Source organism: Roseovarius salis, from assembly GCF_044472985.1.
Lineage (GTDB): Bacteria > Pseudomonadota > Alphaproteobacteria > Rhodobacterales > Rhodobacteraceae > Roseovarius > Roseovarius salis.
Genome location: NZ_JBISDG010000017.1, coordinates 63,985 through 85,450 on the forward strand (window position 1 = coordinate 63,985; position 21,466 = coordinate 85,450).

General features: G+C 67.5%; 25 protein-coding genes. 21 read left to right on the top strand and 4 right to left on the bottom strand.

Going from position 1 to position 21,466, the window contains the following annotated elements; translation table 11 throughout:
* Positions 1 to 20 precede the first annotated feature (20 nt).
* The 19 genes from fabF to ACH13J_RS09195 all read left to right on the top strand — a co-directional run bounded on the left by fabF (position 21) and on the right by ACH13J_RS09195 (position 16,668).
* On the top strand, positions 21 to 1,280 hold the full coding sequence (gene fabF / locus ACH13J_RS09105) for a beta-ketoacyl-ACP synthase II (protein WP_397543014.1): 1,260 nt from the start codon (positions 21 to 23) through the stop codon (positions 1,278 to 1,280).
* Complete coding sequence (mltG, locus tag ACH13J_RS09110; RefSeq protein ID WP_397543015.1) at positions 1,280 to 2,437, top strand: endolytic transglycosylase MltG; 1,158 nt, start codon at positions 1,280 to 1,282, stop codon at positions 2,435 to 2,437. The genes fabF and mltG overlap by 1 nt, the downstream gene beginning before the upstream one ends.
* Before the next feature lie 228 nt (positions 2,438 to 2,665).
* A complete protein-coding gene (locus ACH13J_RS09115; RefSeq protein ID WP_397543016.1) occupies positions 2,666 to 2,995 on the top strand; it encodes a hypothetical protein in 330 nt (109 codons plus the stop codon).
* Positions 2,943 to 4,286 carry a DNA-packaging protein gene (locus ACH13J_RS09120; protein WP_449619226.1) on the top strand — a complete coding sequence of 448 codons (1,344 nt, stop codon included), beginning with the start codon at positions 2,943 to 2,945 and terminating at the stop codon, positions 4,284 to 4,286. Before ACH13J_RS09115 ends, ACH13J_RS09120 begins: the two co-directional genes overlap by 53 nt.
* Positions 4,287 to 4,379: 93 nt before the next feature.
* On the top strand, positions 4,380 to 5,582 hold the full coding sequence (locus tag ACH13J_RS09125; RefSeq protein WP_397543017.1) for a phage portal protein: 1,203 nt from the start codon (positions 4,380 to 4,382) through the stop codon (positions 5,580 to 5,582).
* Complete coding sequence (locus tag ACH13J_RS09130) at positions 5,572 to 5,811, top strand: GTA head formation protein, RCAP_rcc01685 family (RefSeq protein WP_397543018.1); 240 nt, start codon at positions 5,572 to 5,574, stop codon at positions 5,809 to 5,811. Before ACH13J_RS09125 ends, ACH13J_RS09130 begins: the two co-directional genes overlap by 11 nt.
* Before the next feature lie 39 nt (positions 5,812 to 5,850).
* Positions 5,851 to 6,405: an HK97 family phage prohead protease gene (locus ACH13J_RS09135; RefSeq protein ID WP_397543039.1), complete on the top strand. Its 555-nt coding sequence runs from the start codon at positions 5,851 to 5,853 to the stop codon at positions 6,403 to 6,405.
* Between the two features lie 38 nt (positions 6,406 to 6,443).
* Entirely contained in the window at positions 6,444 to 7,625 is a 1,182-nt protein-coding gene (locus tag ACH13J_RS09140; RefSeq protein WP_397543019.1) for a phage major capsid protein, read from the top strand.
* 72 nt (positions 7,626 to 7,697) lie between these two features.
* Positions 7,698 to 8,297 carry a head-tail connector protein gene (locus ACH13J_RS09145; protein ID WP_397543020.1) on the top strand — a complete coding sequence of 200 codons (600 nt, stop codon included), beginning with the start codon at positions 7,698 to 7,700 and terminating at the stop codon, positions 8,295 to 8,297.
* Positions 8,297 to 8,635: a phage head completion protein gene (locus ACH13J_RS09150; protein WP_397543021.1), complete on the top strand. Its 339-nt coding sequence runs from the start codon at positions 8,297 to 8,299 to the stop codon at positions 8,633 to 8,635. Before ACH13J_RS09145 ends, ACH13J_RS09150 begins: the two co-directional genes overlap by 1 nt.
* Entirely contained in the window at positions 8,632 to 9,045 is a 414-nt protein-coding gene (locus tag ACH13J_RS09155) for a DUF3168 domain-containing protein (RefSeq protein ID WP_397543022.1), read from the top strand. Before ACH13J_RS09150 ends, ACH13J_RS09155 begins: the two co-directional genes overlap by 4 nt.
* 26 nt (positions 9,046 to 9,071) lie before the next feature.
* A complete protein-coding gene (locus tag ACH13J_RS09160; protein ID WP_397543023.1) occupies positions 9,072 to 9,485 on the top strand; it encodes a phage major tail protein, TP901-1 family in 414 nt (137 codons plus the stop codon).
* Between the two features lie 2 nt (positions 9,486 to 9,487).
* On the top strand, positions 9,488 to 9,823 hold the full coding sequence (locus tag ACH13J_RS09165) for a gene transfer agent family protein (protein WP_397543024.1): 336 nt from the start codon (positions 9,488 to 9,490) through the stop codon (positions 9,821 to 9,823).
* Positions 9,820 to 10,038 (top strand): rcc01693 family protein, encoded by a 219-nt coding sequence (locus tag ACH13J_RS09170; RefSeq protein ID WP_397543025.1) that lies wholly within the window; start codon positions 9,820 to 9,822, stop codon positions 10,036 to 10,038. Before ACH13J_RS09165 ends, ACH13J_RS09170 begins: the two co-directional genes overlap by 4 nt.
* Positions 10,031 to 10,693, top strand: coding sequence for a phage tail tape measure protein (locus ACH13J_RS09175; protein ID WP_397543026.1), 663 nt, complete (start codon positions 10,031 to 10,033; stop codon positions 10,691 to 10,693). Before ACH13J_RS09170 ends, ACH13J_RS09175 begins: the two co-directional genes overlap by 8 nt.
* Positions 10,694 to 10,706: 13 nt before the next feature.
* On the top strand, positions 10,707 to 11,339 hold the full coding sequence (locus tag ACH13J_RS09180) for a phage distal tail protein, Rcc01695 family (RefSeq protein ID WP_397543027.1): 633 nt from the start codon (positions 10,707 to 10,709) through the stop codon (positions 11,337 to 11,339).
* Positions 11,336 to 12,226: a DUF2163 domain-containing protein gene (locus ACH13J_RS09185; RefSeq protein WP_397543028.1), complete on the top strand. Its 891-nt coding sequence runs from the start codon at positions 11,336 to 11,338 to the stop codon at positions 12,224 to 12,226. The genes ACH13J_RS09180 and ACH13J_RS09185 overlap by 4 nt, the downstream gene beginning before the upstream one ends.
* Entirely contained in the window at positions 12,223 to 12,666 is a 444-nt protein-coding gene (locus ACH13J_RS09190; protein WP_397543029.1) for an NlpC/P60 family protein, read from the top strand. The genes ACH13J_RS09185 and ACH13J_RS09190 overlap by 4 nt, the downstream gene beginning before the upstream one ends.
* A 3-nt stretch (positions 12,667 to 12,669) precedes the next feature.
* Entirely contained in the window at positions 12,670 to 16,668 is a 3,999-nt protein-coding gene (locus ACH13J_RS09195; protein WP_397543030.1) for a baseplate multidomain protein megatron, read from the top strand.
* Between the two features lie 5 nt (positions 16,669 to 16,673).
* On the opposite strand, the gene ACH13J_RS09200 is transcribed toward ACH13J_RS09195, so the two are convergent.
* Positions 16,674 to 17,012, bottom strand: coding sequence for a TraR/DksA C4-type zinc finger protein (locus ACH13J_RS09200; protein ID WP_397543031.1), 339 nt, complete (start codon positions 17,010 to 17,012; stop codon positions 16,674 to 16,676).
* Positions 17,013 to 17,097: 85 nt separating this feature from the next.
* On the opposite strand from ACH13J_RS09200, the gene cysE reads away from it, so the two are divergent.
* Both cysE and ACH13J_RS09210 read left to right on the top strand, forming a co-directional pair.
* The gene (gene cysE, locus ACH13J_RS09205) at positions 17,098 to 17,925 is read left to right on the top strand and encodes a serine O-acetyltransferase (protein ID WP_397543032.1); all 828 of its coding nucleotides are present in this window, start codon (positions 17,098 to 17,100) and stop codon (positions 17,923 to 17,925) included.
* Positions 17,926 to 18,108: 183 nt separating this feature from the next.
* Complete coding sequence (locus ACH13J_RS09210; RefSeq protein WP_397543033.1) at positions 18,109 to 19,317, top strand: RCC1 domain-containing protein; 1,209 nt, start codon at positions 18,109 to 18,111, stop codon at positions 19,315 to 19,317.
* A gap of 38 nt (positions 19,318 to 19,355) precedes the next feature.
* Here the strand turns inward: ACH13J_RS09210 and ACH13J_RS09215 are convergent, their stop codons facing one another.
* The 3 genes from ACH13J_RS09215 to ACH13J_RS09225 all read right to left on the bottom strand — a co-directional run.
* A complete protein-coding gene (locus ACH13J_RS09215; protein ID WP_397543034.1) occupies positions 19,356 to 20,096 on the bottom strand; it encodes a hypothetical protein in 741 nt (246 codons plus the stop codon).
* Positions 20,097 to 20,226: 130 nt separating this feature from the next.
* A complete protein-coding gene (locus tag ACH13J_RS09220) occupies positions 20,227 to 20,559 on the bottom strand; it encodes a carboxymuconolactone decarboxylase family protein (RefSeq protein WP_397543035.1) in 333 nt (110 codons plus the stop codon).
* A gap of 135 nt (positions 20,560 to 20,694) precedes the next feature.
* Positions 20,695 to 21,466, bottom strand: a 772-nt coding sequence (locus tag ACH13J_RS09225; protein ID WP_397543036.1) for a 2-oxo acid dehydrogenase subunit E2, incomplete at its 5' end; no start/stop codon positions are given.

The following is a 21,466-nucleotide window of genomic DNA, read 5'->3' on the forward strand; positions in this document are numbered from 1 at the left end:
TTTTTGGAAAGGGCAGCAGGATGCGTCGAGTCGTCGTCACAGGTCTTGGTTTGGTCACGCCCCTCGCCGACGGGGTCGAGAAAAGCTGGCAGCGCATCCTCGACGGTCAGTCCGGCGGCGGGCCGATCACGCGGTTCGACCCCAGCAACGTGACCACGAAATACGCCTGCGAGGTGCCCCTTGGCGACGGCAGCGACGGAACGTTCGACGCCGACAGCTACATGGCGCCCAAGGAACGGCGGAAGGTGGATGACTTCATCCTCTACGGTATCGCGGCCGCCGACCAGGCTGTGAAGGATGCCGGCTGGACGCCGGAAGACGAGGAGAGCCGTCTGCGCACCGGCGTGATGATCGGGTCGGGCATCGGCGGCCTGCGCTCGATCGAGGAGACGACCCTGCTGATCCGGGACCGGGGCGTGCGGCGTGTCTCGCCCTTCTTCATACCCGGTGCGCTGATCAACCTCGTCAGCGGGCAGGTGGGCATCCGCTATGGGTTCAAGGGGCCCAACCACGCGGTGGTGACGGCCTGCGCCACGGGGTCGCATGCCATCGGTGACGCCGCGCGGCTGATCCAGTATGGCGATGCAGAGGTCATGGTCGCGGGCGGGGCCGAGGCCGCGATCTGCGAGATCGGCATCGCCGGCTTCAACGCCTGCAAGGCGCTGTCAACGAAGCGCGGGGATGCACCCGAAACCGCCAGCCGCCCCTATGACGCCGACCGCGACGGCTTCGTGATGGGCGAGGGCGCCGGTGTGGTCGTCCTGGAGGAGATGGAGCACGCCAAGGCGCGCGACGCCAAGATCTATGCCGAGGTTCTGGGATACGGGCTGTCGGGGGACGCCTATCACATCACCGCCCCGAGCGAGGATGGCGACGGGGGCTATCGCGCGATGCAGGCCGCCTTGAAGAACGGCGGGCTGGATCCGTCGGACGTGGACTATATCAACGCGCACGGCACCTCGACCATGGCGGACACGATCGAGGTCCGGGCGGTAGAGCGCCTGCTGGGCAACGCGGCGGCGGATGCGACGATGAGTTCCACCAAATCCTCCACCGGGCACCTGCTGGGCGCGGCGGGCGCGATCGAGGCGATCTTTTCGATCCTCGCGGTGCGCGATCAGGTGGCGCCACCCACGATCAACCTCGATGATCCCGCCGTGGAGACGCCGCTGGATCTTGCCGCAAACGCCAAGCGGGAGCGCAGGATCGAGGTGGCGATGTCCAACAGCTTCGGCTTTGGCGGAACGAACGCGTCGCTTTGCGTGGGGACGCCACGCTGATGTGGCGGCACATCGCCTCGAATTTCCTGACGTTTCTCGTGGTCGTGGCCTTTCTGCTTGCCGGCGTGATCCTGTGGGGGCAGAGCCGCTACACCGCGCAAGGCCCGCTGGAAGAATCGATTTGCCTGAGAGTGGAAAGAGGCAGCAACATGCGCGCCGTGTCCCGCGACCTGGAGGAGCGGAACGCGGTATCAAACGGTGCGCTGTTCCGGATCGGGGTGCGATACGCCGGCAAGGACGATGACCTGAAGGCTGGCAGCTGGCTCATCCCCGCCGGCGCCAGCATGGCAGACGTGAGCGAACTGATCACGCAGGGCGGGGCCAGTACCTGCGGGACGGAGGTGGTCTATCGCGTCGGGATCGGACAGCTGCGTACGCAGGTGCGGGAGCTGGACCCCACCACAGAGGATTACGTCGAGGTGGCGGAATTCGACCTGTTGTCGGATGCCGCGCAGCCGGAACGGTTCCAGCAGGTCGTGGCGCAGGCGGATACCCGCCACCGCATCGCCATCGCCGAGGGGGTGACGAGCTGGCAGGTGGTCAATGCGCTTGGCGCGATCGAGGTGCTGGAAGGCGAGGTCGATGGCATCCCGCCAGAGGGAAGCCTTGCCCCCTTCAGCTACGAGGTGGAGCGGGGGGATGACCGTGTCGATTTGCTGGAGCGGATGCGCGAGGTGCAGAAGACCCGGCTCGCCGCGGCTTGGGAAGCGCGGGACGAGGACCTGCCGCTCGACAGCCCGACCGATGTGCTGATCCTCGCCTCGATCATCGAGAAGGAAACGGGCGTGCCCGAAGAGCGCGAAACCGTTGCCAGTGTCTTTGTCAACCGATTGCGGCGCGGCATGCGGCTACAGACCGACCCGACGGTGATTTACGGTATCACGAACGGTCAGGGCACACTGGGCCGCGGCCTGCGCCAGAGCGAATTGCGCCGGGCCACGCCGTACAATACCTATGTCATCGAGGGGCTGCCGCCCACGCCGATCGCCAACCCCGGGGAGGCGAGCCTGATGGCGGCGGTAAATCCCGCCGACACGGACTATATCTTTTTCGTGGCCGACGGCACCGGCGGGCACGCTTTTGCCGAAACGCTGCAAGAGCACAATCGCAACGTGGCGCGCTGGCGCGAGATCGAAGCGCAGCGCGACGACAACTGATCCGAGGCGACCGCGCGGCGTGCGCGATTCCCGGCTAAGGCGAAATCCCGTTTCCTAAGAAAATGTAATGAAAACGTGCAGTTGCATGGCTGCATCGCCATGCAACACGTTGACTGTAAAGAATAAAACACGTATAGGTTGTAACCGTGCGGGCAACGCCTGTGCCGGGATACGCCCGGCGCCCCGGAAGCCGCCGGGACAATGCCCGCGGGGCACAAGCGGAAGAACATGATTTTGATCACACCTGACGAGGGGCCCACGGGCCTGACCACCTCGATCAGTTCGCTGGAGCGGCAGCTCGCCGACATGCGCGCGGAACTGGAGGTGATCTACGAACGGATCAGGACCGGAGATTTCGGCGAACTGAAAAATGCGACCAAGGCCACCGCCGAGATTCGGCAATGGCTGAAGATCGCCCTTGAAGCGGAGGTGCAGCTTGAAAGACGCAGGAAAAGAGAAAAGGGCATCGTTCACGACTTCGCCCTCGACCTCGACGAGGCCCGGGATTCGATCCGCGGCCGCCTGGATCGTCTCAGAAGGGCCAGAGACGGAGCGTGAATTCCTTGACGGGCTGACCGACGAGGAGTTGCTGGCGCTGCCCTACCTGTTCGAGTTCTGGGCGATGGAGCATCAGCTCCCGCCCGGGGGCGACTGGCGGGTATGGGTTGCGATGGGCGGGCGCGGGGCCGGCAAGACCCGCGCCGGGGCCGAATGGGTGCGCGCGCAGGTCGAGGGAGCACGGCCGCTCGATCCGGGGCGGTGCCGGACCGTCGCGCTGGTGGGCGAGACGATCGACCAGGCGCGCGAGGTCATGGTGTTCGGCGAAAGCGGCATCCTGAACTGCTCGCCCCCCGACCGCCGCCCGGAATGGCAGGCCACCCGCAAGCGTCTGGTCTGGCCCAACGGCGCCACGGCGCAGGTGTTTTCCGCACACGACCCCGAGAGCCTGCGCGGCCCGCAATTCGACTGCGCATGGGTCGACGAGCTGGCCAAGTGGAAAAAGGCGCGTGATACGTGGGACATGTTGCAGTTCGCCCTGAGGCTGGGCGAGGCACCGCGCGTCTGCGTGACGACCACGCCGCGCGGTGTTCCGGTGCTGAAGGAGCTGCTGGGGCAGGAGACGACGGTTGTCACCCACGCGCCGACAGAGGCGAACGCGGCGAACCTCGCGCAATCCTTTCTCGAGGAGGTCCGGGCGCGCTATGCCGGCACGCGGCTTGGCCGGCAGGAACTTGACGGCGTGCTGATCGACGAGGCCGAGGGCGCGTTGTGGACAAGCAGCGGGTTGGAAGCCTGTCGCGCCGACGCACCGCCGGAGCTGGACCGCGTCGTGGTCGCGCTCGACCCGCCGATGACGGGGCGCGAGACCTCTGACGCCTGCGGAATCCTGGTGGCCGGCGCGGTGACGCGCGGACCGGTGCAGGACTGGCGGGCTCATGTGCTGGCCGATTGCAGCGTCAGCGCATCGAGCCCGGCCACGTGGGCCGGCGTCGCGATCCGGGCGATGGAGCAATACGGGGCGGACAGGTTGGTGGCCGAGGTCAACCAGGGGGGCGACCTCGTGGCGGAGGTGATCCGGCAGGTCGATCCGCTTGTGCCGGTCAAGACGGTGCACGCCAGCCGGGGCAAGGCTGCCCGGGCGGAACCGGTTGCGGCGCTCTACGAACAGGGGCGCGTGGCCCATGTCGGTGAGCTGCCCGAGCTGGAGGAACAGATGTGCGCAATGACGGCGCGTGGCTTCGAGGGGCGTGGCAGCCCCGACCGGGTGGACGCGCTGGTCTGGGCGCTGACGGAGCTGATGATCGAACCCGCGGCCAAGTGGCGGCGTCCCCGGGTGCGCACGGTCTGATAAACTTTTCGTAAAGCTTTCATCGTCTGATGCAGCCCGACGCCGGGGCGTGACCCCCGGACACGAGGCGGACGAGCAAGGAGACCCCCAGAGATGATCCTGGACTTCTTCCGGAATAGCGGGACAGCAGATGCTGTGCCGGAGACCAAGGCGAGTGCCGCGGGGCCTGTCATGGCATGGCACGGCGCCGGCCGCGTGGCATGGAGCCCGCGCGACACGGTCACGCTAACGCGGACCGGTTTCGCCGGAAACCCGGTGGGCTTTCGCTGTGTGCGGATGGTGGCCGAGGCGGCGGCATCGCTGCCGCTGGTGCTGCAGGACAGCGCCGAACGCTACGCCGAGCATCCCGTTCTGTCACTGATCGCGCGGCCCAATCCCGCACAGGGCCGGGCGGAACTGTTCGAGGCGCTCTACGGGCAGATCATGCTGACGGGCAACGCCTATCTCGAGGCCGTCGGTGCGGGCGAGGGTCATCTGCCGGATGAAGTTCACGTGCTGCGGTCGGACCGGATGAGCGTGGTGCCGGGCGCGGATGGCTGGCCCGTGGCCTACGAGTACGCCGTCGGCGGACGCAAGCACCGTTTCGACGTGAGCGGGGCGCCTGACGTCATCTGCCATCTGAAGAACTTTCACCCGCAGGATGACCATTACGGGCTGTCGGCCCTGCAGGCCGCGGCACAGGCGGTGGACGTTCACAACGCGGCGAGCCGCTGGTCCAAGGCGCTGCTGGACAACGCGGCGCGGCCATCGGGGGCGATCGTGTATCGCGGGGCCGAGGGGCAGGGCACGCTGACCGGCGACCAGTACGACCGGCTGGTGAGCGAGATGGAAAGCCACCACCAGGGCGCTCGCAACGCGGGCCGGCCGATGCTGCTGGAGGGCGGGCTGGACTGGAAGCCGATGGGCTTCAGCCCTTCGGACATGGAATTCCAGAAGACAAAGGAGTCGGCGGCGCGCGAGATCGCGCTGGCGTTCGGCGTGCCGCCCATGCTGTTGGGCATCCCGGGAGACGCCACTTACGCCAACTACCAGGAGGCGAACCGCGCCTTTTACCGCCTGACGGTGTTGCCTTTGGCCACGCGGGTCGTGGCGGCCGTGGCCGAGTGGCTGAGACGCTTCTCTGCAGAGGCGTGGGAGTTGAAGCCGGATCTCGACCAGGTGCCGGCGCTGGCGGCGGAACGGGATGCACAATGGGCGCGCGTTGCGGCGGCCGATTTCCTCAGCAGGGCAGAGAAGCGGGCACTGCTGGGGCTGCCGGCGTTGGCCGATGACGAGGAGGCGCCGGATGCCGGATGACCGGCAGGCGATGCGCTACGGTTTCGAGGCGTTCCAGTGCAACCCGGCGCTGCGGCTTGAGGCGCATGAGCGCGTGTCGAAGTTGCAGCAGGAGGCGTTGTCGCAGCGGCTGGACAAGATCGAGGAGGCGCTGGACCGGCTGGAAAGGCGGCTGTGGCTGGCGGTTTACGGTGTCGCGGCGGCGCTGGTGGCGCAGGCGGTTCTGCCCCTGCTGGACAAGATGCCCTGAGCCGCAAACGGCGGGTATGCGAAAGGAAGGATGATCGAGATGGAGACGGAGTGGGAGCTTGAGCACAAGTTCTGCCGCGTCGATGCGGGTCTTGAAGTCGCGGAGGGTCAGGTGATCGCTGGGTATGCGAGTTTGTTCGGCGACAAGGACCGGGGTGGCGACATCGTGGAAAAGGGCGCCTACGCCCGGTCGCTGGAGCGGCTGCGGGCCGAGGGCCGTCGGGTCAAGATGCTGTGGCAGCATGATCCGGCCCAACCCATCGGCGTATGGGACGAGGTGCGCGAGGATGGGCGCGGACTTTACGTGAAGGGTCACTTGCTGGACGGCGTGGCGCAGGCGCGCGAGGCGGCGGCACTGATTTCGGCGGGGGCGATCGACGGGCTGAGCATCGGCTACCGCACCGTGAAAATGGCGAAGAACGACAAGGGCCGGCGGCTCTTGCGCGAACTGGAGCTGTGGGAAGTGTCGCTGGTGACCTTTCCGATGCTGCCCAGTGCGCGGGTCGGGGCCAAGGGCGAGGCCCGGGCCGAGCATGCCCTGCGCGAGTTGGCCGCGGCCTTCGAGGACGCGCGCCGGGAGATGGCGCGGAGCTGAGGCCGCGCCGGGGACCACCGCAAGCAACAGGAACAGCAATGAGCAAGTCCGAGATGCAGTCTCGGGCCGGGGACGACCTGTCCCCGGTGTCCGAGGTCAAGTCCGCGATGGCGGGTTTCGTGAGTGAGTTCAAGGGCTTTCAGGCCGAAATTCAACAGAGACTTCAAAAGCAGGAAGAACAGATGACCAAGATGGAACGCAAATCGGCCGGGGCCGCGCGCCCCGCACTGGCAGCCGCTGCCGACGAGGGCGCCCCGCACAGGACGGCATTCGATGCGTATCTGCGTTCGGGCGATGACGACGGCCTGCGCGGGCTGGAGCTGGAGGGCAAGGCGCTGAACACCGCCGTCGCGGGCGATGGCGGCTACCTTGTCGACCCGCAGACATCGGAAACCATCAAGAGCGTTCTGTCCTCGACCGCTTCGATCCGGGCGATCGCCAACGTCGTGCAGGTGGAGGCGAGCACTTATGACGTGCTGGTCGACCATTCCGACGTGGGCCATGGCTGGGCCACCGAGACCGGCAGCGCGACCGAGACCGGCACGCCCAGCATCGATCGCATCAGCATTCCGCTGCACGAGCTTTCCGCATTGCCCAAGGCCAGCCAGCGGCTGCTGGACGACAGTGCTTTCGATATCGAGGCCTGGCTGGCCGGGCGCATCGCCGACAGGTTCGCCCGGGCGGAGGCGGATGCCTTTGTCACCGGGGACGGCACCGACAAGCCGACCGGGTTTCTCGCTCATCCCGCGGTGGACAACGATGTATGGGCGTGGGGCAACCTTGGCTACGTGCCGACGGGCGCGGATGGCGATTTCGCCGGCGGCGATGCGATCATCGACCTGGTCTATGCACTCGGGGCGCAATACCGCGCGAACGGCACGTTCGTGATGAACTCGCGCACGGCCGGCGCGGTGCGCAAGCTCAAGGATGCAGACGGGCGCTTTTTGTGGTCCGACGGGCTGGCGGCGGGCGAGCCGGCACGCCTGCTGGGATATCCGGTGCTTATCGCCGAGGACATGCCCGACATCGCCACGGACGCGATGGCGGTCGCCTTCGGCGATTTCGGCGCCGGATACACGATCGCCGAGCGGCCTGACCTGCGCGTGCTGCGCGACCCGTTCAGCGCCAAGCCGCATGTCCTTTTCTACGCCACCAAGCGCGTGGGCGGGGATGTCAGCGATTTCGCGGCGATCAAGCTGCTGAAATTCGGCATTGCCTGACGTCGCGGCGCGGGCGGGGAGCCAATCCCCGCCCCAAGCGAGTGACGGACCGGAAGTTCCTGGAGCAAGCCCATGATGTTAATCGAAGAAACGGCGGTGCCGCAATCTGCGCTCCCGATCGATGCGTTCAAGGCGCATCTGCGGCTCGGAACGGGCTTTTCGGACGGGGACGTGCAGGACCCGGTTCTGGAGAGTTTCCTGCGGGCGGCGATCTCGGCCATCGAAGGACGCACGGGCAAGATCCTGATCGCCCGCGCATTTTCCTGGATCGTGTCGCGGTGGCGCGATCCCGCCGGGCAGCCGCTGCCGGTGGCCCCGGTGAGTTCGGTGACGCGGCTGGTGCTGCGCAACCGCGAGGACGAAGAAGAGGTGATCGACCCGGCCCTTTACCGTCTTGAAGAGCACATGCACCGGCCCGTGCTGCGGCCGAGAGGCGAGGTGCTGCCGGTGATCCCCACGGGCGGGACCGCGGAACTGGATTTCGACGCGGGGCTTGCCCCCGACTGGGACGGGCTGCCGGCCGACCTCGGCCAGGCGGTGCTGCTGTTGGCCGCGCATTACCACGAGTACCGTCACGAGACGGCGCTCGGCGGGGGCTGCATGCCGTTCGGCGTGACCAGCCTGATCGAGCGCTACCGCAACGTGCGGATATTTGCCGGGGGGGCATCGTGATGGCGATGCCCCGACTGAACCGCCAGCTGATGCTGGAGGAGGCAAGCCGCGTGCCCGACGGGGCGGGCGGGTGGCAGCAAAGCTGGGCCGTGCTCGGGACGCTCTGGGCGGACATCGACGCGCGCACCGGGCGGGACACCGGCGGCGAGGGGGCGCACCTGTCCGCGATGCGATACCGGATCGTCGTGCGCGCCGCGCCGCGCGGGGCGCCGTCGCGGCCCCGGCCCGGGCAACGGTTTCGCGACGGCGATCGTATCTTCGCGATCATGGCCGTGGCCGAGCAAGACGCGGGCGGGCGCTACCTGACCTGTTTTGCCGAGGAGGAGCTGGCGCTATGAGCTATGCGATGTCCGCGGCCCTGCAAGAGGCCGTGCACCAGAAGCTGAGCAGCGATGCGGCGCTGGTCGCGCTGTTGGGGGGCGCCATCTACGATGCGCCACCTGCCGGTACGTTGCCCGAAACCTATGTCGCGATCGGGCCGGAGGATGTGCGCGACCGCTCGGACGGCTCGGGCCGGGGCGCGTGGCACCGGATCACCGTTACGGTGGTAAGCGCGGAAGCCGGTTTCCGCACTGCAAAAGCGGCGGCATCGGCCATCAGCGATGCGCTTGCCGATGCGCCCCTGGTGCTGTCGCGCGGACGTCTGGTGGCGATCAGTTTTCAGCGCGCGCGGGCGCGGCGCGAGGACAGGGGCCGGCTGCGCCGGATCGACCTGACCTTTCGCGCCCGCGTGGAAGAGACGGGCTGACCCTTTCAAATTCGGAGGCAAACGGGATGGCAGTGCAGAATGGCAAGGACCTGCTGGTCAAGATTGACCTGACGGGCAGCGGCAATTTCCAGACGGTGGCGGGGCTGCGCGCAACGCGGGTGAGTTTCAACGCCGAGAGCGTGGACGTCACCAGTCTGGAGTCGACCGGGGGCTGGCGCGAACTGCTCGCGGGGGCGGGGATGAAAACGGCCAGCATCAGCGGATCGGGCATTTTCCGCGATTCGGCCAGCGACGAACGCGCGCGGCAGATTTTCTTCGATGGCGAGACGCCGGATTTCCAGGTGGTGATCCCGGATTTCGGTATCGTCGAGGGACCGTTCCAGGTGGCCAGCATCGAGTACGCAGGCACCCATGACGGCGAAGCGACCTATGAGTTGTCGCTGGCCTCGGCCGGGCAGCTGACCTTTACCGCGACCTGACGATGGGCGGGGCGGCGGCAAATCCGTGGGCCGGCGAGGTTGCGCTGGTCATCGACGGGCGGCGGCACGTGCTCAAGCTGACGCTGGGCGCGCTGGCCGAGCTGGAGGCGGAGCTGGAGACCGGTACGCTGGTCGAGCTGGTGGCCCGGTTCGAGCGGGCCGAGTTTTCCACCCGCGACGTGCTGGCGCTGATCGTCGCGGGCCTGCGCGGCGGCGGCTGGCAGGGCCGGGCGTCTGATCTGGTGGACGCCGAGATCGAGGGCGGCCCGCTGGGCGCGGCGCGTGTCGCCGCCGCGCTTCTGGCGCGGGCCTTCATGCTGCCGGAGGGGGCGGCATGAACGGGGTGGACTGGCCGGCGCTGATGCGCGCGGGGATGCGCGGGCTGGGGCTGAGGCCGCATGAATTCTGGGCGCTGACCCCGGCCGAACTGGAACTGATGCTGGGCAATGCGGCCGGCGTGGCGCCCTTGATGCGCGGGCGGCTTGACGAGCTGATGCGCACCTATCCCGACCACGGGCGGGCGCGGGGCCAAGAGGGGAAGCAGGATGGATAGTTACGACCGTTTGGATGACCTCGATCTCCAGGTCGAGGCATTGGAGGAGAACATGGGCCGCGCCGCCGGCATGGCCGCCGCCTTCAACGCCGAGATGGCGCGCATGCGCGAGACCTTTGCCGGCACGGGGCAGGACGTGGCGGTGCTGGAACGCGGTATCAGCCGGGGTCTGAACAGGGCGATCCGGGGCGCGGTGGTCGAGGGCGACAGTTTGTCGGAGGCGCTGCGCACCCTCGCGCAGTCCATGATCAACGCAGCCTTCAACGCGGCGATGCGGCCGGTCACGAACCAAGTCGGCGGGCTGGTGGCCAACGGTATCGGATCTGTGGTGAACGAAATGCTGCCGTTTGAAAAGGGGGCCGGCCTTGCCCAGGGGCGCGTGATGCCGTTTGCCAGCGGTGGCATCGTGCGCGGGCCCACCACGTTTCCGATGCGGGGCGGTACCGGGCTGATGGGCGAGGCCGGGCCGGAGGCGATCATGCCGCTTTCGCGCGGCGCCGACGGCAAGCTGGGTGTTCGCGCCGAGGCCGCGGCGCGCCCGGTCAACGTCGTGATGAACGTCACCACGCCGGATGCGGAAAGCTTCCGCCGTTCGCGCGGGCAGATCGCCGCGCAGCTCGGCCGGGCCATCGGGCGCGGCAACCGGAACCGCTGAGGGAGGCAGACCCATGGGATTTCACGAGGTGCGCTTTCCCGCGAGCCTGAGCTTCGGCTCGGTTGGCGGGCCCCAACGCCATACGGACGTGGTCACGCTGGCCAACGGGCACGAGGAGCGCAACACGCCATGGCGCCATTCGCGCCGGCGCTACGATGCGGGCGTGGCCCTGCGCAGCCTCGACGATGTCGAGGCACTGATTGCCTTTTTCGAGGCGCGGCAGGGCCAGCTCTTCGGTTTCCGCTGGAAGGACTGGACCGACTACAAGTCGTGCGGTGCGCGCGAGGAGCCAGGGCCCGGCGACCAGGTCATCGCCCGCGGCGATGACGTGACCGCGGCGTTTCAGCTGGTCAAGCGCTACCGGTCGGGCGCGCATGTCTATGACCGTCCGATCGCCAAGCCGGTGGCCGGCACGGTCAGCCTTGCGCTTGGCGGTGTCGTCCAGAAGGAAGGCGTTCATTACGAGGTGGACACGACCACCGGTATCGTCAATTTCGCACATCCCCCCGATGCGGGGCTGGAGATCACGGCAGGGTTCGAATTCGACGTGCCGGTGCGTTTCGGCACCGACCGGATCGAGACCAGTCTGGCCAGTTTCCAGGCGGGTGATGCGCCGAGCGTGCCGGTGATGGAGGTGCGGGCATGAGCGGGCTCGACGCGGACCTGGCAGCGCATCTGGCGACGGGGGTCACGACCGTTTGCCGATGCTGGTCGATAACGCGGCGCGACGGCGCGGTCATGGGATTTACGGACCATGACGTTGCCCTTTGCTTCGGTGGCGTCGACTTTCGTGCCGATACCGGGCTGAGCGCGCTGGCGGTGCAGCAGAGCACGGGCCTGTCGGTCGACAACACCGAGGCGCTTGGCGCGCTGAGCGACGCGTCGATCCGCGAGGACGACATCGAGGCCGGCCGGTTCGACGGGGCGGAAGTGCTGGCGTGGCTGGTCAACTGGCACAATGTCGAGGAGCGCGCATTGCTCTTCCGCGGTCATATCGGCGAGATCAGGCGGGCGGGCGGCGCCTTCGAGGCGGAACTGCGCGGTCTTGCCGATGCTCTCAACCACCCGGTCGGTCGCGTCTACCAGAAGAGTTGCGGCGCCGTGCTGGGCGATGCGGCCTGCAGATTCGACCTCGATACGCCGGGCTATTCCGCCGAAACAGCCGTCGAGACGGTCGAGCAGCGCAGGATCTTCCGCTTCGACGGGGTCGACGGGTACGAGGCGGGGTGGTTCCGCTTCGGGACCCTGACCGTTCTGAGCGGCGCGGCGGAGGGACTTTCGGGGATCGTCAAGGATGACCGCTTTGAAAGCGGGCGGCGGGTGGTGACCCTTTGGCACCCCTTGCGCGCGCGGGTCGCGCAAGGGGATATGCTGAGGCTGGAAGCCGGATGCGACAAGCGGGCCGCGACCTGTCGCTTCAAGTTCAGCAACTTCGTAAACTTCCAGGGGTTTCCGGACCTGCCGAGCGACGATTGGACGATCACGGACCCGGCCCGGACGGGCAAGCTGGACGGCGGGAGCCGACGGGCATGAGCCGGGTCGGAGACAGGGCCGTGGCCGCCGCGCGCGGCTGGATCGGGACGCCCTACAGGCACCAGGCGTCCTGCCGGGGGGCAGGGGCCGATTGCCTCGGGCTGGTGCGCGGGGTCTGGCGCGAGGTGATGGGGCAAGAGCCGGAACGCGTGCCCGCCTACAGTTTCGACTGGGCCGAGACAGGGGCGCAGGAACCCCTGTGGCAAGCGGCGCGGCGCCATTGCCTGCCCAAGCCGCCCGGCATGGAGGCCCCAGGCGACGTGCTGTTGTTCCGCATGCGCGACGGGGCGGTGGCAAAGCATCTCGGGATACAAGCCGCCACAGGCGATGCGGCACGTTTCATCCACGCCTATTCGGGTCACGGGGTGGTGGAAAGCCCGCTGAGCGCGCCATGGCGGCGGCGCATCGTGGCCCGGTTCGCATTTCCGCAGGAGGGCTAGGGCATGGCAACGATACTACTGTCCGCCGCAGGGGCCGCGATCGGCGGCTCGATGGGCGGCACGGTTCTGGGACTGTCGATGGCGGCCGTCGGCCGGTTTGCCGGGGCCGCGATCGGCCGGTCGATTGACAGCCGCTTGCTCGGCCTCGGCTCGGACCCAGTCGAGATCGGCCGGGTGAGTCGCCTGCGCCTCACGGGGGCCGGGGAGGGCGACGCGATCGCGCGCGTGCAGGGCCGGATGCGCGTGGCCGGAAACGTCATCTGGGCGAGCGCGTTCAAGGAGACCCGGACCGTGACCGGCGGTGGCAAGGGCGGGCCGCCCAAGCCGAAACAGGCCAGGTACACCTATTCGGTCAGTCTCGCCATCGGGTTGTGCGAGGGCGAGATCAGCCACGTGTCGCGAATCTGGGCCGACGGGGTGGAAATGCCGCGCAGCGACCTGACCATGCGGGTCTACAATGGCACGCGCGACCAACTCCCCGATCCGAAAATCGAAGCGGTCGAGGGGCCGGGAACCGTGCCTGCCTATCGTGGCACGGCCTATGTCGTGATCGAGGATCTGGAGCTGTCGGAATTCGGCAACCGCGTGCCGCAGCTCACGTTCGAGGTCGTGCGACCGCCGCAGCCGGGGCTGGCCGGGGCCCAGCTGGACCCCGCGCACTCGGTTCGCGCCGTGGCGTTGCTGCCGGGCAGCGGTGAATACGTGCTGTCCACGGGCCGGGAAAACGTGGGCAGCCAGTTTGGCAACAGCGCGGCAGCCAACGTGAACACGCCGGCGGCGGAGCCCGATTTCAACGTGGCGCTGGCCGATCTGCAGGGGGAGCTGCCGAATTGCGGGGCAGTGTCGCTGGTCGTGAGCTGGTTCGGAGATGACCTGCGTTGCGCAGCCTGCACGATACGACCGAAGGTCGAAGACGACACCGCCGACGGGTTCAGCCGGCCATGGCAGGTCGCGGGGCTGGGCCGCGCGGATGCCCGGTTGGTGCCCCAGGATGCCGAGGGGCGCCCCGTCTATGGCGGCACCCCCACCGACCAGTCCGTCATCGAGGCGATCGAGGCGATGAAGGCGGAGGGGCTGGAGGTTATGTACTATCCCTTCATCCTGATGGACCAGCTTGCCGGGAACGGGTTGCCCGACCCCTACAGCGACGCGGCGGACCAGCCCGCGTTGCCATGGCGGGGGCGTATCACGACGTCCGAGGCGCCGGGCCGGCCGGGGAGCCCCGACGGGACCGCGGCGGCAGCAGCCGAGGTGGACGCGTTCTTCGGCACGGCCACGGCTGCGGATTTCTCGCTCGACGCGGGCGGCGAGGACGAGACCGCGGAGGGCGGCGAGAACGCCCGCTTCGATCCGCTGGACTATACCGGCCCGGTCAAGCGCAGCCCCGTGGCCTATGATGGCCCGGATGAATGGGGGTACCGCCGCTTCATCCTGCACCAGGCGATGCTGTGCCTTGCCGCGGGCGGCGTCGAGAGCTTCTGCATCGGGTCGGAGATGCGCGGGCTGACCCAGATACGGGGCGAGAACAACAGCTTTCCGGCGGTGGCCCATCTGGTTGCCCTCGCCGCGGAGGTTCGGGCCATTCTCGGCCCCGAGGTCAAGATCAGCTATGCCGCCGACTGGTCGGAGTATTCCGGCTACCAGCCGGGGGACGGCAGCGGCGACCGCTTCTTTCATCTCGATCCGTTGTGGGCCGACGACAACATCGATTTCATCGGCATCGACAACTACATGCCGCTTAGCGATTGGCGCGAGGGCACGGACCACGCCGATGCGCACTGGGGAGCCATCCATGATCTGGGATACCTCATGGCCAACATCGAGGGTGGCGAGGGGTATGACTGGTATTACCATTCCGACCAAGCCCGGGATGCCCAGATCCGCACGCCGATCACTGACGGCGCGCATGGCGAGCCGTGGGTTTGGCGGTACAAGGACATCCGCAACTGGTGGGCCACCCCCCACCATGACAGGGTCGCGGGGGTGCGATCCGAACAGGCGAGTCCGTGGGTGCCGCAGTCCAAGCCGGTGCGGTTTACCGAGTACGGCTGTCCCGCGGTGGACAAGGGGACGAACCAGCCCAACAAGTTCCTAGACGAAAAGTCGTCGGAATCGGCGTTGCCGCACTATTCCAGCGGGATGCAGGACGAGTTGATCCAGTACCAGTACCTGCGGGCCATTGCCGGGTATTGGCGCGATCCGGGGAACAATCCGGTGTCGGCGGTGTATGGGGGGCCGATGCTGGACATGGACCATGCCTATGCATGGGCGTGGGACGCGCGGCCCTATCCCTATTTCCCCAACAACACGGCGCTCTGGACCGATGGGGCGAACCATCTGCGCGGCCACTGGATAACGGGGCGGGTTTCGGCGTGGCGGCTGGCCACCGTGATAGAGGAAAGCTGCGCACGCGGTGGCGTGTTGGCCTGTGAGACGGATGGGCTGCACGGGCACGTGCGCGGCTATCTCGTGGAGCAGGTGGCAGAGCCGCGTGCCGTTTTGCAGCCGCTGGCGATGCGCTATGCCTTCGACGCGGTGGACCGTGGCGGCGCGCTGCACTTCCGCGGGCGTGACGGGCTGGCCGATCACGCGATCGGCCGCGACGAGGTCGTGCGCGACCCGGAACGCGAGGGGCCGGTGGAGGAAGTGCGCGGTAGCGCCGCCGAGCTGGCAGGGCGGGTGCGGTTGCGTTTCATCGAGGCCGGTTCCGATTTTTCCGTGATCTCCGAGGAGGCGGCGCTGCCGGACGGTGACGCGTCCACCGTTTCGACGTCCGAGATCCCGCTGGCCATGACGCGGGCCGAGGGGCGGCAGACCGTCGCGCGCTGGCTGTCGGAGACGCGTGTATCGACGGATTCCGCGCGGCTGACGCTGCCACGCTCGCGGCTGGACGTGGGCGCGGGCGACGTCATCGCGCTGGAGGAGGCGGGCGGCGAGGGGCTCTACCGGGTGGACCGCGTCGAGATGATGGCACATGCCCAGAGGCTGGAGGCCGTCCGCATCGAGCCCGAGAGCTATCGCCCCGTGCCGATGGACGAGACACCGCCGTCCTCTCATGCCTTTGATGCCCCGGCCCCCGTGATGCCGGTGTTCATGGACCTGCCCCTGCTGACAGGGGAAGAAGTTCCGCACGCCCCGCATGTCGCGGTCACTGCGCGGCCATGGCCCGGGGCGGCGGCGGTCTATGCCTCCGACGAGGATGCGGGGTACGCCCTTGACCAGATACTCGCGGCGCGCACCCCTATCGGCCTGACGGAAACGCCGCTCCTGCCTGCGCCGAGCGGACGGTATGACAGGGGGGCGCCGCTGCGGGTGCGCATGCTGACGGGCGCTCTGGAAAGCGTGGGGGAAACCAGGTTGCTTGGCGGCGGGAACCTGTGTGCGATCGGCGACGGCCGGCCGGAGGGGTGGGAGCTCTTGCAGTTCCGCGATGCCACGCTGGTCGACGTGGACACCTACGAGATCCGTCACCGTCTCCGCGGTCAGCTGGGAACGGAAACGACATCGATCTGGCCGGTGGGTTCCTACGTGGTGCGTCTCGACGGCACCCCGCGGCAGATCGGGCTGCACGAAGCGCAACTCGGGCTGGAGCGGCACTACCGCGTTGGACCAGCGTCGCGGCCGGTGGACGATCCCGCATATGTTCACGCGGCGCTCACCTTCGGCGGTGTCGGCCTGAGGCCATACAGCCCGGTGCATCTGACGGTGTCCGGCGTGGCGGGCGACGAGATGGCGTTCCACTGGATCCGGCGTACGCGGATCGGTGGTGACCGTTGGGACACGGCCGAGGTTCCGATCGGAGAGGAAACGGAGCGGTACCTCGTGCAGGTGACGCAGGGGGCGACCGTCCTGCGGGAAGAAACGGTTGCGGAGCCGCGATGGGTCTACGGCGCGGCCGCGCAGGCCGCCGACGGGCTGTCGGGCGCTTTCGAGCTGAGGGTTGCTCAGGTGTCGGCGCTTTACGGGCCTGGCAGGTTCGCCCGCCTGGCGCTGGTGGCCTGACGGGGTCAGCCGCCGGCGCACTCGACACACCGCGTCGCGGCCGGATCGAGCCGCAGCCGGCCGGGCGCGATATCCTCGCCGCAATCCTCGCAGACCCCGTACTCTCCCTCCTCGATGCGGGCGAGCGCAGCGGTCAGGCGGGCGCGTTCCGCTTTCCGCCGTGCGCCGGTGGCCTTGGCCATTGCCTGGTTCTGCAGCGCGTCCATCCGGCTGAGCCGGCCAACGGCCTGCTGGTCAAGCTGCACGGTCGACTGCCCCTCCTCTCCCTTGGTGTCTTCCTCGTCGAGATCGCGCAACCGCGTCTCGATCAGGTCGCGGAACTCGTTCAGAGCCGGCTCATTCATTTCGGTAAACCTCGCGATCACGCCTTTGCATTTTACCGTATATGCCTATCTGGTATACTCAGGTCCACGCCGGAGGAGCAATGCCATGGCCGAGACGCGCAAGAAACTCGCAGAACTGGACCCGGTCTGGGCCCGCATCAAGACCGAGGCGGAAGAGGCCATCGACCACGAACCGCTTCTGGGCGGCGTGGTTCATTCCTCGATCCTGCACCACGGAACGCTGGAGTCGGCGCTGGCCTACCGCGTGTCGATGAAGCTGACCTCCAACGAGATGTCCGAACAGATCCTGCGCGAGATCTGCGACATGGCCTATGCCGGGGACAGCGATCTTGGCGTGGCGGCCCGCGCCGATATCGTGGCGGTCAGCGACCGTGATCCGGCCTGTGACCGGTTCATCCTGCCGATGCTGTTTTTCAAGGGCTTCCAGGCCGTGCAGGCCTATCGCGTGGCGAACTGGCTGTGGAACCAGGGTCGCCGCGACATGGCGCGCTTTTTCCAGATGCGCGCCTCGGAGGTATTCGGCGTTGACATTCACCCGGCGGCCCGGATCGGCAAGGGCATCATGATCGATCACGCGCATTCGATCGTCATCGGCGAAACCGCGGTGGTGGGCGACAACGTCTCGATGCTGCATTCCGTGACCCTTGGCGGCACGGGCAAGGAAGAACAGGATCGTCACCCCAAGATCGGTGACGGCGTGCTGATCGGGGCCGGGGCAAAGGTGCTGGGCAATATCAACGTCGGCAAGTGCAGCCGCATCGCCGCCGGGTCGGTGGTGCTGCAGGAGGTGCCGCCCTGCAAGACCGTGGCGGGCGTGCCGGCCAAGATCGTCGGCGAAGCGGGGTGCGACCAGCCCTCGGTCGCGATGGACCAGCTTCTGGGCGTGCGCGGCAGCGACGACGACGAGGGCTGAGACAGGCAGCCGGATCGGCATCGAGCGGGGTGGTGCGGAGGCGGCTGTCGCATGTCGGAACCGAGAGTGGCCAGCGGGGCGTCATTTCTGCCACGCCGGTGGGACGCCCTGCCTAGACACGTTGACAATTTTCGTTGTGCCTTGCTTTGTTGTCTGACCAAGTAATTTGCAAGGAACAACAAAATGCCGAAATTCCGGTTTTTCGGGCTGGCCGCGATGCTGGCGCTGGCACCCGTATGGGCAGCGGCCCTGAGCGAAACACAAGGCGCGCCGGCCGTTGCCGTGAATGAAGCCCCGGACGCCGCGAGCTTGATCGACCTCACGGGTGACAGCCCGGTGATTCAGGTGGATACCGGCGTCAATCACAGCTGCGCGCTGGTTGCGGCGGGGAGCGTCTATTGCTGGGGGCAGAACGAATACGGCCAACTGGGTGATGGAACGACGCAGGCGCGGACCATTCCGACCCGCGTCAAGCAGCTGCGTGATATCACCCAGATATCCATCGGGCTCATGCATAGCTGCGCGTTGAACAACGCGGGCCGTGTGTTCTGCTGGGGCGACAACCGGCTGGGGCAGCTCGGCGACGGCACGGATGAAACCCGGCTGCTCAATGTCCGTGTTCAGCAGCTTGCCGATGTGACGCAGATCGCCAGTGGCAGGAACCATGTCTGCGCGCTGGAGGAAAACGGCCGCGTGTCGTGCTGGGGCTACAACAGAAACGGACAGCTGGGTGATGGCGGCGGCATTGAAAGACGTTCGCCCGTAAGGGTGAAATACATCGGTGACGTCACGCAGGTTGCTGCCGGGGCATCGCACAGCTGCGCGCTGAAATCGACCGGGCGCGTCTTTTGCTGGGGATGGAATGCCTTCGGCCAGCTGGGTGACGGAACGGACGATATCCGGAAGTACCGGGTGGCGGTCAAATTGCTTGGCCGCGTGACCCAGGTCACGGCAGGCGGCGGTCACAGCTGTGCCCTGCGCGACAATGGCGTGGCCTTTTGCTGGGGGGCCAATTTCAGCGGCCAGATCGGCGACGGCACCACCGAGGACCGTTTGACCCGGACACGGGTCAGCGGGTTGCCGGGCGTCACGGCCATTTCCGCGGCCGATCAGAATACCTGTGCCCGGACCGACAAGAACCTGTTGTTCTGTTGGGGTTTGAACGACGTTGGCCAGCTTGGAAACGGCACGCTCGAGAACAGCGCGTTCAGGGAGCGGGTCAGTCGGCTTCGCGGGGTCACCGGGATATCGACGGGCAACTCGCATAGCTGCGCGCTGCGCGAGGACGGGATCGCCTTCTGCTGGGGCAACAACAATAACGGGCAATTGGGCGACGGCACATCCGGCGACTGGAGCACCCTGCCGCAGCGGGTCCGCCGGCAGGGCGGATGAGCTGCCGGCGCCGCGCCCGTCCGGGGGCGGCGGCGGGGTTACCTATCGGCGTGGCTGCGCGTCTCGGCCCTGGCGCGGTTGGACTTCAGTTCGCGCTTGTAGGCAAAGACCTCGGCGCGGGGTGTCCAGTTGTAGCGGGTGTCCTTCCGCACGATTTCCCAGAACAGCTCTCCGCCATTGCGCCACGGATCGAGCACGATCGACTCCTCCATCGGGTCGCCCCTGCGTCCCAGGATCGTGGCGCTGTGCTCAAGGCGCAGGTTGTTGTAGTTGGCGATTGCACGATGGATCTGGAGGGTCCGGAACCGTTCCATCTGCAGCCGGATGTCCAGATCGTGCGCCCAGTGCCAGCACAGCCCGCGCGGCTTTTCCCCGAAATTGACCTTGGTGTTGTGCACCAGCGGCGGATCCTCGATCTCGTACTCCACGACCAGCTGGTCGACGTAAGTGTAAACCACGCGCGCCGCGCGCGCGGCCTCGTCGGGGTCGACGCCCGGGCCGAGGTCGAGAAAGGCCTGCGTCAGCGCCGCGATATCCTCGGCATGGCGCCGGGCCGAGGCATCGCGGAAGGATTTATCGAACAGCACCGGCGGTTGCACACGCCGGATATTGACCGCGCCGCGGGCCGCTTCGGCCTCCATGGCGGCGGTTTCGGTCAAGGTGTTCCGCGTGGCAAGCGCATCCGTCGATTGCGCCGCGCCAACGCGCGGCGTCATCACCGCGGCTGCCATGGAAAGCGCCGCCGCGAGGCCAAGAGCCGCTGTCTTCACGACTGTCATGATCGTACCGTCCTTGTGCCGCCGGACCCGCGACAAAGGTATGCCCCGGGAACCGCGATGTCGAGGCGGCCCGCCGCCCAACGGGCCCGCATCGTGGCGGCCACGCACCACAAAGCCATTCACGATCGCGTCATGCCAGCTGGTCGTAGGCCTCGATCGCCTTGACCCCGTACATGTAGCCCGGCCCGCCATTCATCAGAACGCAGACATTGACGGTTTCCGCGACCTCGTCGCGCGTCGCGCCGGCGCGGATCGCCGCCTTCACGTGAAAACCGATGCAGTCGTTGCACTGCTTGGAAACCCCGATGGCCAGCGCGATAAGTTCCTTGTCCTTGGTGCTCATGGCGCCCTCGGCCAGTGCCGCGTTGTGCAGGTCGTGAAACCCGCGCGCCACCTCCGGGTGTTCCCTGCGAAACGGGTTGAGGATCTTGCTGGTATGGGCAAGCGCGGCTTTCCAGTCCATCGGGCGGTCTCCTGTCATGGTTTGCCTTCGCCTAGACGGCTGCGGCGGCGGTTTCCTTGCGCCAGATCAAGCCGAAAAAAAGCCCCGCGAACCGGCGTGTCCGCGGGGCCTGGAGCGGGGCGCGAAAGGCCTCGATCAGGCCAGCATCACCATCGGGTTCTCCAGGTTCTGCACGATCTGGTCCAGCAGTTGCGCGCCGAGCGCGCCGTCGATGACCCGGTGATCGACCGACAGCGTCACCGACATCACGGTGGCCACCGTCAGCTCGCCATCCTCGCCCACGACCGGCTTTTTCACCCCCGCGCCCACGGCAAGGATGCCCCCATGCGGCGGGTTGATGACCGCGTCGAAGTTGTCGATGCCGAACATGCCGAGGTTGGAAACGGCAAAACTGCCGCCCTGATACTCATCCGGGCTGAGCTTGCGGTCGCGGGCCCGCGCGGCGAGGTCCTTCATCTCTGCGGACAGGGCCGACAGCGACTTCATCTCGGCATCCTTGAGCACCGGGGTGAACAACCCGCCCTCGATGGCAACCGCAACGGCCACGTCCGAAGGGGTCAGCTTGAGCACGCGGTCGCCCGCCCATACGGCGTTGGCATCCGGCACCGCCTGCAGCGCCAGCGCGCAGGCCTTGATGATGAAATCGTTGACGCTCAGCTTCACGCCCCGGCCTTCCAACTGCTTGTTGAGCTGGCTGCGGAACTTCAACAGCGGATCGAGCCGGATCTCGCGGCGCAGGTAGAAATGCGGGATCGTCTGCTTGGCCTCGGTCAGGCGGGCGGCGATGGTCTTGCGCATCCCGTCCAGCTTGACCTCCTCGTAGTCGCGGTCCTGGTACATGGCCATCACGGCGTCGGCCGACGGGCCGGCCGGGACCGCGCCGGCGGGTTCGGCCGCGGGGGCGGCC

Coding starts and splice junctions, on each gene's coding strand:
- fabF (WP_397543014.1), top strand. CDS start 21: ATGCGTCGAGTCGTCGTCACAGGTCTTGGTTTGGTCACGCCCCTCGCC.
- mltG (WP_397543015.1), top strand. CDS start 1,280: ATGTGGCGGCACATCGCCTCGAATTTCCTGACGTTTCTCGTGGTCGTG.
- ACH13J_RS09115 (WP_397543016.1), top strand. CDS start 2,666: ATGATTTTGATCACACCTGACGAGGGGCCCACGGGCCTGACCACCTCG.
- ACH13J_RS09125 (WP_397543017.1), top strand. CDS start 4,380: ATGATCCTGGACTTCTTCCGGAATAGCGGGACAGCAGATGCTGTGCCG.
- ACH13J_RS09130 (WP_397543018.1), top strand. CDS start 5,572: ATGCCGGATGACCGGCAGGCGATGCGCTACGGTTTCGAGGCGTTCCAG.
- ACH13J_RS09135 (WP_397543039.1), top strand. CDS start 5,851: ATGGAGACGGAGTGGGAGCTTGAGCACAAGTTCTGCCGCGTCGATGCG.
- ACH13J_RS09140 (WP_397543019.1), top strand. CDS start 6,444: ATGAGCAAGTCCGAGATGCAGTCTCGGGCCGGGGACGACCTGTCCCCG.
- ACH13J_RS09145 (WP_397543020.1), top strand. CDS start 7,698: ATGATGTTAATCGAAGAAACGGCGGTGCCGCAATCTGCGCTCCCGATC.
- ACH13J_RS09150 (WP_397543021.1), top strand. CDS start 8,297: ATGGCGATGCCCCGACTGAACCGCCAGCTGATGCTGGAGGAGGCAAGC.
- ACH13J_RS09155 (WP_397543022.1), top strand. CDS start 8,632: ATGAGCTATGCGATGTCCGCGGCCCTGCAAGAGGCCGTGCACCAGAAG.
- ACH13J_RS09160 (WP_397543023.1), top strand. CDS start 9,072: ATGGCAGTGCAGAATGGCAAGGACCTGCTGGTCAAGATTGACCTGACG.
- ACH13J_RS09165 (WP_397543024.1), top strand. CDS start 9,488: ATGGGCGGGGCGGCGGCAAATCCGTGGGCCGGCGAGGTTGCGCTGGTC.
- ACH13J_RS09170 (WP_397543025.1), top strand. CDS start 9,820: ATGAACGGGGTGGACTGGCCGGCGCTGATGCGCGCGGGGATGCGCGGG.
- ACH13J_RS09175 (WP_397543026.1), top strand. CDS start 10,031: ATGGATAGTTACGACCGTTTGGATGACCTCGATCTCCAGGTCGAGGCA.
- ACH13J_RS09180 (WP_397543027.1), top strand. CDS start 10,707: ATGGGATTTCACGAGGTGCGCTTTCCCGCGAGCCTGAGCTTCGGCTCG.
- ACH13J_RS09185 (WP_397543028.1), top strand. CDS start 11,336: ATGAGCGGGCTCGACGCGGACCTGGCAGCGCATCTGGCGACGGGGGTC.
- ACH13J_RS09190 (WP_397543029.1), top strand. CDS start 12,223: ATGAGCCGGGTCGGAGACAGGGCCGTGGCCGCCGCGCGCGGCTGGATC.
- ACH13J_RS09195 (WP_397543030.1), top strand. CDS start 12,670: ATGGCAACGATACTACTGTCCGCCGCAGGGGCCGCGATCGGCGGCTCG.
- ACH13J_RS09200 (WP_397543031.1), bottom strand. CDS start 17,012: ATGAATGAGCCGGCTCTGAACGAGTTCCGCGACCTGATCGAGACGCGG.
- cysE (WP_397543032.1), top strand. CDS start 17,098: ATGGCCGAGACGCGCAAGAAACTCGCAGAACTGGACCCGGTCTGGGCC.
- ACH13J_RS09210 (WP_397543033.1), top strand. CDS start 18,109: ATGCCGAAATTCCGGTTTTTCGGGCTGGCCGCGATGCTGGCGCTGGCA.
- ACH13J_RS09215 (WP_397543034.1), bottom strand. CDS start 20,096: ATGACAGTCGTGAAGACAGCGGCTCTTGGCCTCGCGGCGGCGCTTTCC.
- ACH13J_RS09220 (WP_397543035.1), bottom strand. CDS start 20,559: ATGGACTGGAAAGCCGCGCTTGCCCATACCAGCAAGATCCTCAACCCG.